The 14893-nt window shown below is 59.0% G+C and carries 12 protein-coding genes and 1 pseudogene; 9 read left to right on the top strand and 4 right to left on the bottom strand.

Translation table 11 applies throughout. The features are described 5' to 3' along the window. Positions 1-41: 41 nt before the first annotated feature. The 4 genes from CFBP6623_RS23685 to CFBP6623_RS23700 are packed head-to-tail and all read right to left on the bottom strand — an operon-like array spanning position 42 to position 3532. Complete coding sequence (locus CFBP6623_RS23685) at positions 42-779, bottom strand: ABC transporter ATP-binding protein (protein ID WP_080843015.1); 738 nt, start codon at positions 777-779, stop codon at positions 42-44. Then, the gene (locus tag CFBP6623_RS23690) at positions 776-1621 is read right to left on the bottom strand and encodes an ABC transporter ATP-binding protein (RefSeq protein WP_052820395.1); all 846 of its coding nucleotides are present in this window, start codon (positions 1619-1621) and stop codon (positions 776-778) included. Before CFBP6623_RS23690 ends, CFBP6623_RS23685 begins: the two co-directional genes overlap by 4 nt. Continuing rightward, positions 1608-2507, bottom strand: a complete 900-nt coding sequence (locus tag CFBP6623_RS23695) for an ABC transporter permease (protein ID WP_052820396.1) — start codon at positions 2505-2507, stop codon at positions 1608-1610. Before CFBP6623_RS23695 ends, CFBP6623_RS23690 begins: the two co-directional genes overlap by 14 nt. Continuing rightward, positions 2504-3532 (bottom strand): ABC transporter permease, encoded by a 1029-nt coding sequence (locus CFBP6623_RS23700; protein WP_080843016.1) that lies wholly within the window; start codon positions 3530-3532, stop codon positions 2504-2506. The genes CFBP6623_RS23695 and CFBP6623_RS23700 overlap by 4 nt, the downstream gene beginning before the upstream one ends. 206 nt (positions 3533-3738) lie before the next feature. Between CFBP6623_RS23700 and CFBP6623_RS23705 the strand changes: the two genes are divergently transcribed. The 9 genes and pseudogenes from CFBP6623_RS23705 to ligD all read left to right on the top strand — a co-directional run bounded on the left by CFBP6623_RS23705 (position 3739) and on the right by ligD (position 14885). Beyond that, entirely contained in the window at positions 3739-4452 is a 714-nt protein-coding gene (locus tag CFBP6623_RS23705; RefSeq protein ID WP_046801148.1) for a FadR/GntR family transcriptional regulator, read from the top strand. Between the two features lie 67 nt (positions 4453-4519). After that, the gene (locus CFBP6623_RS23710; RefSeq protein ID WP_080843017.1) at positions 4520-5500 is read left to right on the top strand and encodes a mannonate dehydratase; all 981 of its coding nucleotides are present in this window, start codon (positions 4520-4522) and stop codon (positions 5498-5500) included. 124 nt (positions 5501-5624) lie between these two features. After that, positions 5625-7163 (top strand): ABC transporter substrate-binding protein, encoded by a 1539-nt coding sequence (locus tag CFBP6623_RS23715; RefSeq protein ID WP_404801037.1) that lies wholly within the window; start codon positions 5625-5627, stop codon positions 7161-7163. Positions 7164-7406: 243 nt separating this feature from the next. Beyond that, the gene (locus tag CFBP6623_RS23720; protein ID WP_137002604.1) at positions 7407-8510 is read left to right on the top strand and encodes a hypothetical protein; all 1104 of its coding nucleotides are present in this window, start codon (positions 7407-7409) and stop codon (positions 8508-8510) included. 177 nt (positions 8511-8687) lie between these two features. Continuing rightward, positions 8688-11030, top strand: coding sequence for a bifunctional diguanylate cyclase/phosphodiesterase (locus CFBP6623_RS23725; protein WP_080843018.1), 2343 nt, complete (start codon positions 8688-8690; stop codon positions 11028-11030). A 125-nt stretch (positions 11031-11155) separates the two neighbouring features. After that, positions 11156-11260 (top strand): annotated as a pseudogene (locus tag CFBP6623_RS27220) (NAD(P)-dependent dehydrogenase); the annotation flags it as partial. 29 nt (positions 11261-11289) lie between these two features. Further along, positions 11290-11565, top strand: coding sequence for a hypothetical protein (locus tag CFBP6623_RS23735; protein WP_080843019.1), 276 nt, complete (start codon positions 11290-11292; stop codon positions 11563-11565). After that, positions 11562-12389: a Ku protein gene (locus CFBP6623_RS23740; protein ID WP_080843020.1), complete on the top strand. Its 828-nt coding sequence runs from the start codon at positions 11562-11564 to the stop codon at positions 12387-12389. The genes CFBP6623_RS23735 and CFBP6623_RS23740 overlap by 4 nt, the downstream gene beginning before the upstream one ends. A gap of 3 nt (positions 12390-12392) precedes the next feature. Then, positions 12393-14885: a DNA ligase D gene (gene ligD / locus CFBP6623_RS23745; RefSeq protein WP_080843021.1), complete on the top strand. Its 2493-nt coding sequence runs from the start codon at positions 12393-12395 to the stop codon at positions 14883-14885. Positions 14886-14893 lie beyond the last annotated feature (8 nt).

A 14893-nucleotide genomic window follows, 5' to 3' on the forward strand; every position in this document is an offset into this window, starting at 1 on the left:
CGCTTCCGCCGGACGGTTGTCTTTAGAGGCTCGATGTTCGTCTAAAGGAAGCTGCTTTCGAACAGTTCGCCCGAATAGGCCGCGTGGGTGATGCCCGCTTCAAGATCGGCCCTGGTCAACTCATCGATGAAAACGCCATTCTGCATGACGAGAACGCGGTCGCACATATGGGCAATGACCGCGAGGTCGTGGCTGACGAGAACGAAGGTGAGGTCGCGTTCCTCACGCTGGTCGGCGAGCAGATTGAGGATTTCCGCCTGAATGGAAACGTCGAGTGCGGATGTCGGCTCATCGAGCAGCAGGATCGGTGGCTCGAGGATCAGCGCGCGGGCAATCGCCACACGCTGGCGCTGGCCGCCCGAAAGTTCATGCGGGAACCGCTCGGCGAAATGTGCGGGCAGGCCGACCTGTTGCAGGGCGGCCGGAACCTTCGACCAGCCATCGCCAAGCCCCATGGAGCGGATGGGTTCGGCGAGAGCCCGGCCGATGCGATGGCGTGGGTGCAGCGAACCGTACGGGTCCTGGAACACCATCTGCGCCAGCTTCAGTTCTTCGCGGCTGCGCACTTTGCCGACCGGCTTGCCGTCGAAACTGATCGATCCGGTCCACACCGATTCCAGACCCGCAAGCGACCGCAGCAATGTCGATTTGCCGCAACCGCTTTCACCCACGATACCGAGCGTTTCACCCTTGTTGACCTTGAGGCTGACGCCGCGAACCACGTGATTGCGGTTTTCCTTGGCGCCATAAACGACATCGAGCTTGTCTACCGTGATCATCGCATCACCTCCGCATCAATTGCCTGTCGGTCGAGTACCTTGAGACGCCGGACCGGATTGCGGGGATCTGGCATCGCCGCGATCAGGCCACGCGTATAGGGATGTTGCGCATCTTCCAGCTTCGTCAGCGTTTCCACGACGCGCCCGCCATACATGACCAGCACCCGTTCGCAGAAGGCCGACACCATGCGGATGTCATGGCTGATGAGAATGAGGCCTGAATTGTTTTCGCGCACCATCTCGTCCAGAAGCAGAAGCACATCCTTGCGAACGCTGACATCGAGAGCCGAGGTCGGCTCGTCGGCGATAACGAGCTTCGGTTTGGCGAGCAGCATCATGGCGATCATCACGCGCTGCCCCATGCCGCCGGAAATCTGATGCGGATAAAGCCCCATCACGCGGTCGGGATCGTTGATGCGCACGCGCAGCAGCATATCCCGCGCTGCGTTTCTCGCGGCCTTGCCGGTGAGAGCCAGATGCAGTTCTGCCGCCTCCGCCACCTGTTTTCCGATGGGCAGGACCGGATTGAGCGAATAACGCGGGTCCTGCATGATCAACGCCATCTCGCTGCCGCGGATCGCGCCCATCTGGCGCTCGGATCTGGTAAGCAGCGGCTCGGAGAGGAAGTCCATGCGCTCCGCTGTAACGGTGGCGCTTTTCGGCAGAAGCCGCATGGCGGCGCGGCCGGTCGTGGACTTGCCGGAGCCGGATTCGCCGACGATGCCGACACGCTCGCGCCCAACGTCGAAGTTGACATTGGAAACGGCGGGAATGGAGTTGCGGCCGAAGCGAACGTTGAGGTCGCGGACCGAAAGAATGGGGGAGCTATCAGGAACGGGCATGGCGCGGATCCAAGAGGTCTCGCAGCGTATCGCCGGCGATGTTGAAGGCAAGGCTCGTCAGCAGGATGGCGATGCCGGGCATGACGGCAACCCACCAGTAATCGAGCATGAATTTACGGCCGCTGGAGATCATCGCTCCCCATTCCGGCAAGGGAGGCTGGGCCCCGAGACCGAGGAAGCCAAGCGATGCGGCAGTGAGGATGATGCCGGCCATGTTCAGCGTCAGGCGGACGATGACCGAAGGAATGCACATCGGCGCAATGTATAAAAACAGGATGCGCAGCGGTGATGCGCCATAAAGGCGGGCGGCGGCCACATAATCCGTATTGCGCACGACGAGGGCTTCGGCGCGGGCAAGACGCGCGATTGGCGGCCAGGCGGTCAGCGAGATCGCGATAATCGCCGTGCCGAGACCCGCACCCATGGCGGCCGCAAAGGCAAGTGCCAGCACGAGCGATGGGAAGGACAGCACGATATCGGTGGCGCGCATCAGGATCGCATCGGTTCTGCCGCCGAAGAAGCCGGCCATGACGCCAATCGCAAGGCCGATGGGGCCGACGATAACCGAGACCGACAAAACCGTCTGGATGGTGATGCGGGTGCCATAGACGAGCCGGCTGAAAATATCCCGGCCGAATTCGTCGGTTCCGGCCAGATGCAGCCAGCTGGGCGGCTGAAGCGCATTGTCGAGTGCCTGGCGGGCCGGATCGAATGGTGCAATGAGCGGCGCAAAAATCGCGACGAGAACCAGGATGGCAAGGATGGCGAAACCGAACATTCCAAGCGGCTCGTCACCGAGCTTCCTTAATGTCCGGAACGTCGTGGTCGATAGGCGTGACAGGGCGCTGCGGCCGTGAACACCATTATTCTGGGTGATATCGGTCATCGAGCGACCTCCCGTGTGCGCGGGTCCAGCGTGGTATAGGCCACGTCTGCCAGGAAGTTGAGCATCATGAAGATGAATCCGATGACGATGGTGGCTGCGAGAATGGCATTCATGTCACCGATGAGCAGGGCGTTGGTCATGTATTGACCGATACCGGGCCAGGAAAAGACGATTTCCGTCACCACGGCGCCTTCGAGAAGGTTGCCATAGGAGATTGCGAGAACGGTGATGAGCTGCACGGCGATATTGGGCAGCACGTGCCGGGTAACCGTGCGTGCCGGGCTGACGCCCTTGGCGCGCGCTGCGATCACATAATCCTGGCTGAGTTGCTCGAGCGTGAAAGCACGTGTCATGCGGGTGATATAGGCCATCGCCATATAGGCAAGGATGATCGCCGGCAGGAGGATGTGCGAAAGCGCGTTCCAGAAAATCTCGGTTTCGCCGGCAAGGAGGGTATCGACCAGCATCAGTCCCGTTTTCGGTTCCACGAGGCCTTCGTAAAAAACGTCGACACGGCCGGGGCCTGCAACAAGGTTGAGATTGGCGTAGAAAATCACCAGCCCGACGATGCCGAACCAGAAGACCGGGATCGAATGTCCCACCAGCGCGAAGACACGGGCGAATTTGTCGATGAACGTATCGCGAAACAGCGCGGCGGAAAGACCAAGCGGCACGCCGATGACGGTGGAGATGATGATCGCCAGCGTCGCCAGTTCCAGAGTTGCCGGAAAGGCCTGTGCCAGATCCTTGGTCACCGGGTTGCCGGTCAGGATTGCTATCCCGAAATCTCCATGCAGCAGGCCGCGCAGATAAAGGAAAAACTGCTGGTAGAGCGGCAGATCAAGTCCGAGCCGCGCCCGCATGGCCTCATAGGCCTTGGGGTCCGCAAGCTCGCCGACAATTGCGCCGACCGGATCGGTCGGCATGACCCGGCCAATGATGAATGTGATGCAGAGCAGAATGAAGAGGCTGACGACAAGTTGCAGAAAGCGATGTCCAAGCCCGCGCAGTGAGATTTCCGTCATTGCAGGCCGCACTTCCGCACGAGGAAACCGTTAGCGAATGGCGTATCTCGAACCGCTCGCCACAGGCGCGCAATTCTCCATTGCAAAAACTCTTGATGGTACTTCATCCCAACTCCTCCCTGAGCTAACATGAAAACATATGACGTAACACAAAGTCATCATATGAGTAACGAAGGGATTCGTATTTCGCAAGAGGGAAGAGTGGCATGAGGGACGATATGGCAAAACCGCGGGAGCGACGGGCGCAACAGATCATCGACAATCTCAGCGCGGAAATTCGCAGCGGTAAACTGAGAAATGGTGACCAGCTTCCCACGGAACCGCAGCTTGAACGCACCTATGGCGTGAGCCGAACGGTGGTGCGCGAAGCGATCGCGGATTTGCGCTCTGCCGGTTATGTCGTTCCCATCCAGGGCAAGGGGGTTTTTGTCAGCAATACCAGTGAATGGGCCGGGGTAAAGCTGACCCAGTCGGAAGCTGGCACCATTGCGGAAACGCTGGAAATGCTGGAGTTCCGGCTGGCAACGGAAGGGGAGGCGGCGGCGATTGCAGCCTATCGCCGCACGGCCCAGCAGGAAGCCGCAATCTCGGCCGCGCACCGGAAAATGGCCCGCGCCATAGATGCCGGCGAAACCACCGTTGACGCCGATTACGAGTTTCATACGGCCATCGCGATTGCCACGAATAACCGCTTTTATCTGGAGGCCCTGCGCCAGTTCGGTTCACGCTCCATACCGCGCGGTCAGTTTCCGACGCTGCCTGAAACGGGGGATGCGAATTATCTTCGCAAAGTGCAGGCGGAACACGATGCAATCCTGCGCGCCATCGTCGAGCAGGACCCGGATGCGGCGCGAAAAGCCATGCGCGAACATATGCTTGCGAGCCAACGTCGCTATCGCCTGCTTTCGGAAGCGCAATAGCATCTCGACACTCATCTTATTTCGTGCAATGTCATATGATGACTTGCATGGAGAGAGGAGAGAATCGATGTATGTCGGCACCCAGGTTGCTGCACGCGACGATGAGGATTTCAAGGTTTGGGCGCAGCTCGGCGTCAAGAACATAAGCGCTGACCCGCCCGGAAAGCCCGCGAGCTGGGTTCTGGATGACTTCGAGCGTCTGCGCGACAAGGTCGAAAGTTTCGGTCTGGTGCTGGACATGGTGCAATTGCCCCTGCCTTCCCGGCCGATCGAACAGGCATCGTATCCGGATATCCTGCTTGCCGGTCCAGAGCGTGACCGGCAGATCGATGCCGTCTGCACGATGATCGAGAATATCGCCAAGGCCGGCATTCCGGCAGCGAAATACAATCTCAATCTCATCGGCATTCCGCGCACTGAAATGGAACTTGGCCGCGGCGGTTCGCTGAATGAAGCGTGGCGGTGGGACAAGGCTGACCACAATGCCGATCCGGGTCTGGCCGGCGTACTTTCGGAAGACGAGAACTGGGAGCGCATCGATTATTTCCTCGAGCGCGTGGTGCCGGTCGCGGCAAGCAACAAGGTGCGCCTCGCGTGCCATCCGCATGATCCCTATACGCCACCGGGCTATAAGGGCGTCACCCGTGTGCTCGGCACCGTCGAGGGCCTGAAGAAATTCGTGCAGATGCGCGAAAACCCCTATCACGGCCTGAATTTCTGCCAGGGGTCGATTGGCGAGATGCTTGATAATCCGCGCGAGGAGATCGATGACATCATCCGCTGGTTCGGCAGCCGCGACAAGATTTTCAACGTCCATTTCCGCAATATCAGCGGCGGCAAGCTGTCGTTCATGGAGACGTTCCCCGATGAGGGCGACATGGACATGGTACGTTCGCTGAAGCTCTATCGTGAGCTGGGCTATCGCTACATGATCATGCCCGATCATGTGCCGACGATTGCCGGCCGCGACCCCGTCGGCGTCGCTTTCGGCTTCTGCTACGGCTACATCGCCGCGCTTCTGGAAGCACTCAACAACAAGCATCTTTGACCGTTTCAGGCCGGTCGGCGCAGGTCCGCGCCGCCGGTTTCACATCCATAATTACCGATCTGTAGGAGGAGCAGGTATGAGAAAATCATTGATCCGTCTCGCATTCACCACCGTTCTGGGAGCCATGCTGGTGCCCGCGGCACCAAGTCTGGCAAAAACCCCCAACGACCAGCTCATCATCGCAACGTCGCTGGCTCAGGTTCTGTCGCTTGATCCGCATCAGGCCACCGAAGCCAAGGCCAACGAAATCATGGCCAATCTTTATGATCGCCTGATTTCGGTTGACGGTTCGGGCAAGGTCTCGCCGCAGCTGGCGGAGCGCTGGGAGACAGACGACAAGGGCATCACGTTCCATCTTCGCGAGGCCAAATTCGCGTCCGGCAATCCTGTCACCTCTGCGGATGTGGTTTATTCGTTCAGCCGCCTGTTGAAGATGAACCAGGCGGCCGCCGCCAACCTTAAACGTGTCGGTTATAATGCTGACAATGTCGACAAGCTGGTGAGCGCGCCGGATGAAAAAACGGTGCGCATCGAACTTTCCGGTGAGACCACGTCCGAACTGCTGCTCTATCGCCTCGCCATGGTCATTGCCAGCGTTGTCGACAGCAAGGAACTCAAGTCCCATGAAGTCAATGATGATTGGGGCAATGCCTGGCTGAGAACGAATTCCGCCGGTTCCGGACCCTTCACGCTCAATCGCTGGTCGCCCAATGAGATCATCATTCTCGAGGCCAACAAGGATTACGTGGCCGGCAGCCCGAAAATGCGCCGCGTCATCGTGCGGCATGTGCCCGAAAGCCAGGTCGAGCGTCTGATGCTGGAGCGCGGCGATATCGACATCGCCAGTGCCTTGACGGCGGCTGACCTTGCGATCTTCAACAACAAGGAAGGTTTTCAGATCCAGCGCGTGCCGACGGGCGGTTTCTACGTCCTGTCGATGAATGCCGGCAAGGAGCCTTTGTCCAATCCCAAGGTCCGCGAAGCAATCGCTTACGGCATCGACTACAAGGGCATGGAAAAGACCATCATGGGGCCTTATGGCCGGGCGCGCACGGTGCCGGTGCCTGAGAATTTCGAATATGCCATTCCAAGCCCGGACTGGAAACTCGATGTTCCCAAAGCAAAGGCACTGCTCAAGGAAGCCGGATATGAGAACGGCTTTACGCTTAATCTGAAGACGATTGCACAGACACCGCGTATCGACCTTGCCACCGCGATCCAGGCGTCCCTGAGCCAGATCGGCATCAAGGTCAATATCCAGCAGGGCAATGGTTCGGACGTGATTGCCGCTCACCGCGCCCGCGATTTCGATCTGCTCATTCCGCAGACCGGCGCCTATATGCCGAATGTGCTGGGTTCTATGGAGCAGTTTTCCAGCAACCCCGACAATTCGCTTGCCGCCAACAATGCCGGCAATTTCGTCTGGCGCTCGGCCTGGGACATTCCGGAACTGACTGCGCTGACGGCAAAGGCTTCGCTTGAACCCGACGCCAAGAAACGTGGGGAAATCTACACCGAGATGCAGGAGAAGTTCATTGCGCAGAATCCGGCCGTGCTGCCGATGTTTGAGCGGTTCGAACCGATTGTGCTCAATGCGCGCGTGAAGGACTATGTGGGCCATCCAAGCCAGACGACACGGCTGGAAAAGGTGACGAAGGACTGAGGGCCAGACCACACACCATCTGAAAATCTGTGACGGGCGGTCTTACCGCCCGTTTTTTATCGGCAGTTGCAGCGCAATGTTTCAGGGCAGACCATTGGTTTCAGGCGATTATCGTCATCATCCCGAAATTTCGGGGGTTTTCTCAAGGACTTCATCGGATTAGACCGTGTGATGACCATTCCTTCCGCTGGGCGAGAGTCGCAAACTCCGCTCACCAACCTCCCAGAAAATACGTTGACGATCATGAACCTTGCACAGATAAAACTTCCGTCGCGGCCGCTGAGCCTCAAGCGTGGCGTCATTTCGGTGCCGGCAGCCTATTATTTTTCCATTCCGGTGCTTCTGGTAATCCTGGCGGTGATGCTTGTGGCTGAGGGCCCGGGCATATTGCGCGATTACCAGATCAGTAAAGATCCGCTTGAGATTGAAAGCGGCGATATCAACGGCAGCTGCAAGACACGCAAGGCGATCTTTACGACCTGCGAGGCGGACCTTTCTTATGAACAAGCCGGCGTGAGCTACACGAAGGAAGTCGAGGTCATGTTCGTCGATTTCCATTCCGGTGACTATGAGACCGGGCTGGTCATTTCCGCGAAGAACCCGGAGCTTGCAACGATCTCACTCGGCCTCGATATGCTCTGGAACCGCATCATCACACTCGGTGTGTTTGTCGCCCTGCTCGGTTTCGGCAGTCTGGCAATGCTGTTTACGCTTATCCGCGTCCTGCGAGCCCGCCTGCAATTGCGGCATCCGGCACCTTTGACTGTTATCCCCGTGGCGCTGACGGCAGTTGCCGAAAAACGCAGCCGCCTTTTCGTAACCTATGCCGATACGGTCAGAGACGCCAAAACCAAGCGGCAGTCCTTCACGCATCTGGAGAGAGGACGCATCCCTGTTGTCGTCGGTCACACCGGAAAACACGATATTGCGCTGGCGGTCTGGCACGGCAATACCGCGCTTCCGGTTCTTCTCGACGATCAGCTGGAGCGGATCGACCTCTCGAACGAGGAGAGGGCGCAGGCTCTTGCATCAATTGCACCGATGGTTGCGAGCCAGGTACAGGAAGCTTCCCCCACTGCCGGTGCGGCGATAAAGAAACAACCGGGCCTTCTGCGTCGGCTTGGGACTTTCGCCGCAATCGTGGCCGTCATCATTGTCGCGGCCTTCGGCTACTGGCTGTGGTACGTCACAGCCGCGCCGTCGCAATTCAATTCGCCGGGTATGGACCTCAACAACATGATGCCCGCAGCCGTCAATGAATGGGGTTGCGCCCGCCTGCAGGAGCGCTTCGCCGACGGCCCGGCGCCCTTCGGATGTACTGCGGCTGACTACCGAAGCTGGAAATAACGGCTTCTCTCTCTAACATCGCCGGACCGAGCGCAACGTTTTGCGCCGGTCCGGTGCATATCCTGTTTTGCGCAGAATGGCTGGCGCCATTTATCAATAGTTGCATTAGAGATTTATAAATAAACCAAATTCATAGTGCGATCATGGGCGGTTCTTCAGAGGCTGGGAGAGTGCATCATGTTCACGGTTCTGGAATGCGTTGCCGTACAACACGACCGGGCGGTCGTGCTTCTTGCGGCAGTGATCTGCCTGCTTGGCATGCTTGCCTTTTTTCACCTGTTGCTGCGTGCGGAGGAAAGTCCGGCAGGTCGCAAGCCCTATTGGGTGCTGACCGCCGCCTTTGCCGGGGGGCTTAGCGTCTGGGCCACACATTTCGTCGCCATGCTCGCCTATAAGGGATCGGTCCCTATCGGGTTTGATTTTTTCTTCACGGCTCTTTCCGCAGCGCTTCCGGTTCTGGGTTTCTGGCTGGCGCTCAGAGTGCCCTCGCAGGCAGGTTACAGCCCTGCCATCGTTGGAACGCTGGTGACCGTTTCGGTCGCCGTCATGCATTTCGTCGGCATGGCGGGAATGGATGTCGCCGCCACCATCAGCTATCGCTGGGGGGCTGTCCTTGGCGGTTTTGCCGTTGCCTGGGTGTTTTTTCTTCTGGCCTTTTTCCTGTTTCGCCGTTCCGGCTCCTGGAAACAGCGTATCCTCCTTCCGGCCGGCTCTTCGATCCTGGCAATCTGCGCACTGCACTTCACCACTGTTTCGGCAACGGTGCTGTCGCCGGATCCCTCCATTTCCGGTCCTGATCCCGATAGTCTTGCAAGGCTGATGGTGATCGGTGCCGTGTCCGGCGTAACGTTCCTCATCATTTGTGTGACTGCTACAGCGGCGCTTGTGGATCGCTACCTTGTCGATCTCAAGGGCCTTGTCGATGCGACGCTGGATGGTCTTGCCGTCGTGCGCGATGGTCGTATCGTCGAGTTGAACACCCGCTTTGCCGGTCTTCTCGGCAATGATGAGGCATCCCTGATCGGGAAGAATCCCGATGATCTGTTCAAGGCCATCGACGGGCAGCCCGCCTATCTGCCGCGCCACGCGCCGGTCGAGGCGATCCGCGAGCGGGCCGACCGGCAGCAGGTGTTTGAACTTGCCGTGCGCACCATCGAATATCGTGGTCGCCCCTGCGAGGTGATGGCCATTCGCGACCTGACGGAAAAGCGTGAGGCGCAACGGGAAATCGAATATCTCGCACGCCATGACGTGCTGACGGGCCTTGCGAACCGTACGATGTTCCAGACGCAGCTGCGCCGGCAGATCGAGAATTGCGACGACGAGGACGAATTTGCGCTGCTGGCGCTCGATCTCGACCGGTTCAAGGCGGTCAATGACATATTCGGCCATGCCGAGGGCGACCGCGTGCTCAAAAGGGTCGCCGCCATTCTCCATGAATGCGCAAGGGCAGGGGATGTGGTTGCGCGCCTTGGCGGTGACGAGTTCGTCATACTGACTGCCCGGCACACCAAGGCGGATGAGGCGCGATTGCTCGCCGAGACCATCCTTGGCATGTTCGCACTGAAAATGAATGTTGCCAACGACCCGACCGCCGTCGGCGTCAGCATCGGCATTGCCGTTTTCCCGCGTGATGGTCTGAATGATGAAAGCATCATGCACGCTGCAGATCTTGCACTTTACCGTGCCAAGGTCGGCGGGCGTGGCATATTGGCTTTTTACGATCCTCTGATGGATCAGGAGGCGCGTGAGCGCCGCCAGCTCGAAACGGATTTGCGGCTTGCCGTCAATCGCAACGAGTTGCTGTTGAACTACCAGCCGGTTTTATCCGTCGAATGTGGCCAGGTCGTTGGTTACGAGGCGCTGGTGCGCTGGCAACACCCGACAAGGGGTGTCGTGTCGCCGGATGTTTTCATTCCGATAGCGGAAGAAAGCGGGATCATCATCTCGCTCGGCGAATGGGTGCTGCGTGAGGCCTGCCGCGAGGCGAGCACCTGGGCACCGCATCTGAAAATCGCGGTCAATGTCTCGCCATTGCAATTTTCTCTGGCAAATCTCGGCCATGTCGTCTGTACGGTGCTGATGCAGACCGGTCTTTCGCCGAACCGGCTGGAACTGGAAATCACCGAGGCTGCGCTGCTGAAAGATCGCAAGGCGACGCTGATCATCCTCAACCAGTTGAAGGCGCTGGGCGTCGCCATCGTCATGGACGATTTCGGCACGGGTTATTCTTCGCTCAGCAATCTCCAGAGCTTCCCTTTCGACAAGATCAAGATCGACCGCAGCTTCATTGCCGCCATGAGCGATGATGACAATGCCCGCGCCATCGTGCGCGCGGTAATCGGCCTTGGCCGCAGCCTCGATCTGCCGGTGACGGCGGAAGGCATCGAAACCGACGCGCAATATCGTATGGTTGTCGATGAAGGATGCGCGCAGGCACAAGGTTATCTCTTCGGTAAACCCGATGTGGCGCCAGCCGGGGCCGCAGGTACGACCACACGCAAGAAATATTCCGTTTGAAAGAAGGCGCAACGGCGTGATGCCGTTGCCCGCCATTCCCCAAATGATGGAACGAGAGCGGACGTAGATCGTTAGGGTCACGTGTGATGTGTCCACATCGTCGGCCAGGTCCGGCACCGGACGACCAGCCTGTGGAACTCGCGCCCGTCTATGTGCTGCTGGCCTCTCAGGACGGGAGCTTCATCAATGGCGAGGTCTATGGCGTGACCGGTGGCAGGGGCATCGCCTGAGGGCGACGTGTCAGTCTTGAGGATGTGAGATGAAACGGCAGGCAGAACGTTCAGATGCTCAGGTAAACGCCCTCGACGTCCGCGACCGGCTGATACTGGCGCTTTATGCCCAGCTGAAGGCGGAGCGGCAGACGCGTGAGGCGATGGAGTGGGTCATCCGTAACGGTGGCCTCACACCCGAGGTGCTGGAGGCGATGGCATCCGACCCCGTGCCGGTGCTGGCTGAGGCGGATATTCCCGCGATCGAGCGTATTCTTGGTGCTGATCGATTTTCACGTGACGCTAACAGCGGACGGCCATCATGAACCGAAGAGCCAGCTGGAAGGGCCATCTTGCCTTTGCCGATTTCAACTGCGAAATCGGCCTCTATTCCGCGCTGACCTCCACAGAGAAGATCTCGTTCAACATCGTCAACCGCAAGACCGGCCACCGGGTTGAGCGGCAATATGTCGATAGCGATACCGGCGACGCCGTCGGGCGTGACGATCAGGTCAAGGGCTACGAGCGCGACAATGGTGACTACATCGTCATCGAAGGCGATGAGATCGCAAAACTGATGCCGGAGAGTGACAAGGTCATTCGCATCCGGCATTTTCTTGAATGTGACGAGATCGACAAGCTGTTCTTCGACAAATCCTATTATCTCGCCCCCACGCAGGACGGCGGAGAGGAGGCCCTGACGCTGCTGGCAAAGGCCATGCAGGACGAAAACGTTGTCGCGCTTGGCGAGGCTGTACTTTTCCGTCGTAACCGCATGTTGCTGATCCGCCCAAGCGGCAAGGCGCTCATCGCCACCACGCTGAATTTCGGTTACGAGGTGCGCGCTGAGAGTACCGTTTTCAAGTCCATTCCCGATATCCAGTTCGATGACGAGATGCTGGAGCTTGCTGGCCACATTATTCAAACTCGCGCCGGCACCTTCGATCCCGCCGAATATAGCGACCGTTACAATGATGCGCTCGCGGAGCTGGTGAAGGCCAAGATCGAGGGCCGGGAAATCCAAAGGCGGCCCGCTCCGAAAGAAGACAATGTCATCGATCTGAAAGAGGCCCTGCGCCGCAGTGCGAATGCCGATGGCGGAAAGAAAACCAGGACGACGGGCCGCAGGACTTCCCGGAAAGCGAGCTGACGCATGGGATTGCAGACCTATAACGCCAAGCGCAGTTTCGACAAGACGCCGGAGCCGAAGGGTACGCGGGCCGAAGCTCAAGGGTCGAGTTTCGTGATACAGAAACATGATGCCCGCCGGCTGCATTATGATTTCCGGCTGGAAATGGACGGGGTGTTGAAAAGCTGGGCGGTGACGCGTGGCCCCAGCCTCGATCCGGAGGACAAGCGCCTTGCGGTGCATGTCGAAGACCACCCGCTGAGCTATGGTGATTTCGAGGGCGCCATTCCCAAGGGACAATATGGCGGGGGAACGGTCATCGTCTGGGATCGTGGCGTCTGGAGGCCGATTGGGGATGCCAAGAAGGGGTATCGCAAAGGCCATCTCGAATTTGAACTTGATGGCGAAAAGCTGAAAGGGCGCTGGCACCTGGTGCGCATGCACGGAAAACCCGGTGAGAACAGGGAAAACTGGCTGCTGATCAAGGGTGATGATGAGGAGGCCCGGCATCAGGGTGGTGCGGATATTCTGGAGGAGCGGCCGGAATCGGTAAAGACCGGACGCAGCGTCGAGGATGTCGCGGCCAAACCGAAAGACACGTGGAATTCCAAGCCGGTATCGAAAAAGGCTGCTGCCTCTTCTTCCGGCCAAAAGCAGGCGCATGCCCTGCCCAAGGGCGCACGCAAGCAGACGCTTCCGTCCTTCGTGCCGCCGGCGCTGGCGACGCTGAAGCCGAAACCGCCGACCGGTTTGCGCTGGCTGCATGAAATCAAATTCGATGGTTACCGTCTGCAGGTGCGGCTTGATCACGGCAAACTCCAGCTTCTGACCCGCAGCGGGCTGGACTGGACGGAGAAGTTTGGCGATGCGGTGGCACGTGCGCTTAAAGCCCTGCCGGCGGAAACCCTGCTCATGGACGGGGAAATCGTCGTGGAACGCGACAGCGGCGCCTCCGATTTCTCGGCTTTGCAGCAGGATCTGAGTGAGGGGCGCAGCGACCGTTTCGTTTTTTACGCCTTCGACCTGCTTTACCTTGATGGCAATGATCTGCGCGGGGCGGCACTGACCGATCGCAAGGCGCTGCTGGAAAAGCTGCTGCCGGCGGGCGATCCAAAGCTTCGATACAGCGAACATTTCGAGGAGAGCGGCGAGCTCGTGCTGGACCATGCCTGCCGTCTCAGCCTTGAGGGCGTTATTTCCAAGGTTAAGAACAGCCAATATGTTTCCGGCCGTAAAGGCGAATGGGTGAAATCCAAATGCTCCATGCGGCAGGAATTCGTTATCGGCGGCTACACGCTCTCTTCGACATCGGACCACGCCATCGGCTCGCTGGCGCTTGGCGTTTATGAAAAGGGCAAGCTGCGCCATGTCGGCCGTGTCGGCACCGGCTACACGGGCGAAGTGGCCGAAATGCTGCTTGGCCGCCTGAAACCGCTGGACCGCAAGGAAAGCCCGTTTGGCGACAAGCTCTCCGCGCTTGCGCGCCGCGACCTTCACTTCGTCACGCCGCAACTGGTGGCGGAAGTGGAGTTCCGCGCCTGGTCTGGCGATGGCAATCTGCGTCATGCGTCCTTCCGGGGCCTGCGCGAAGACAAGCCGGTGGAAGAAATCGAACGCGAGGAGAAGGCCGTGAGCGATACAAACGCGCCGCAATCCGCCATCAAATTCACCCATCCGGACCGGCTTTACTGGCCGGACGATGGTGTGACCAAGGAGGGGCTCGCCGATTATTATGCGCAGGTATGGCGGCATATGGCGCCCTTCGTCGTCGATCGGCCACTGGCGCTGCTGCGTTGTCCCGAGGGTATAGAGGGGCAGCGTTTTTTCCAGAAACACGCCTGGCGCGGCATCAACAAGGCCGTGGAGCAGATCAAGGACCCAAAGGACAAGGATGGCGAACCGCTGATCCGCATCACCGATTTCGACGGCCTTATGGCTCTGGTTCAGTCCGCAACGCTCGAAATTCACCCATGGGGCGCAACGACTGCCAATTGGGAGAAGCCGGATATGATCACAATGGACATCGACCCCGGCGAAGACGTGGCCTGGGAAGAGGTGATCGAAGCGGCGTTGGAACTGAAACGGCGTTTCGAAGACGCCGGGCTTGCGGCCTTCGTCAAGACCTCCGGCGGCAAGGGCCTGCATGTCGTGGCGCCGCTCAAACCTCAGGCGGGCTGGGCCGCCGTCAAGGCATTTGCAAAAGCGATGGCCGCCGATATGTCGAAGGCTGAACCCGATAAATATCTTTCCGTGGCAACGAAAGCGAAACGCAAAGGCCGCCTTTTCATCGATTATCTGCGCAATGGCAGAGGCAATACGGCGGTTGCACCCTATTCGACCCGTGCACGACCGGGGGCGGCGATTTCCGCGCCGCTGGAATGGTCGGAACTCACGGCCGAGATCGGCCCGGCGCATTTTACCGTCAACAATATCGGCGCGCGCCTTTCGGCTCTGAAAAAAGACCCATGGGACGGTTTTTTCGCCGCAGCGGAACCGCTGCCGAAAAAAGCGCGCTGACAACAGCT

It is taken from the genome of Agrobacterium tumefaciens, assembly GCF_005221385.1.
Classification (GTDB): domain Bacteria; phylum Pseudomonadota; class Alphaproteobacteria; order Rhizobiales; family Rhizobiaceae; genus Agrobacterium; species Agrobacterium tomkonis.

Excerpts from the sequence above, each read along its gene's own strand:
- CFBP6623_RS23685 (WP_080843015.1), bottom strand. The coding sequence starts at position 779 with ATGATCACGGTAGACAAGCTCGATGTCGTTTATGGCGCCAAGGAAAAC.
- CFBP6623_RS23690 (WP_052820395.1), bottom strand. The coding sequence starts at position 1,621 with ATGCCCGTTCCTGATAGCTCCCCCATTCTTTCGGTCCGCGACCTCAAC.
- CFBP6623_RS23695 (WP_052820396.1), bottom strand. The coding sequence starts at position 2,507 with ATGACCGATATCACCCAGAATAATGGTGTTCACGGCCGCAGCGCCCTG.
- CFBP6623_RS23700 (WP_080843016.1), bottom strand. The coding sequence starts at position 3,532 with ATGACGGAAATCTCACTGCGCGGGCTTGGACATCGCTTTCTGCAACTT.
- CFBP6623_RS23705 (WP_046801148.1), top strand. The coding sequence starts at position 3,739 with ATGAGGGACGATATGGCAAAACCGCGGGAGCGACGGGCGCAACAGATC.
- CFBP6623_RS23710 (WP_080843017.1), top strand. The coding sequence starts at position 4,520 with ATGTATGTCGGCACCCAGGTTGCTGCACGCGACGATGAGGATTTCAAG.
- CFBP6623_RS23715 (WP_404801037.1), top strand. The coding sequence starts at position 5,625 with ATGCTGGTGCCCGCGGCACCAAGTCTGGCAAAAACCCCCAACGACCAG.
- CFBP6623_RS23720 (WP_137002604.1), top strand. The coding sequence starts at position 7,407 with ATGAACCTTGCACAGATAAAACTTCCGTCGCGGCCGCTGAGCCTCAAG.
- CFBP6623_RS23725 (WP_080843018.1), top strand. The coding sequence starts at position 8,688 with ATGTTCACGGTTCTGGAATGCGTTGCCGTACAACACGACCGGGCGGTC.
- CFBP6623_RS23735 (WP_080843019.1), top strand. The coding sequence starts at position 11,290 with ATGAAACGGCAGGCAGAACGTTCAGATGCTCAGGTAAACGCCCTCGAC.
- CFBP6623_RS23740 (WP_080843020.1), top strand. The coding sequence starts at position 11,562 with ATGAACCGAAGAGCCAGCTGGAAGGGCCATCTTGCCTTTGCCGATTTC.
- ligD (WP_080843021.1), top strand. The coding sequence starts at position 12,393 with ATGGGATTGCAGACCTATAACGCCAAGCGCAGTTTCGACAAGACGCCG.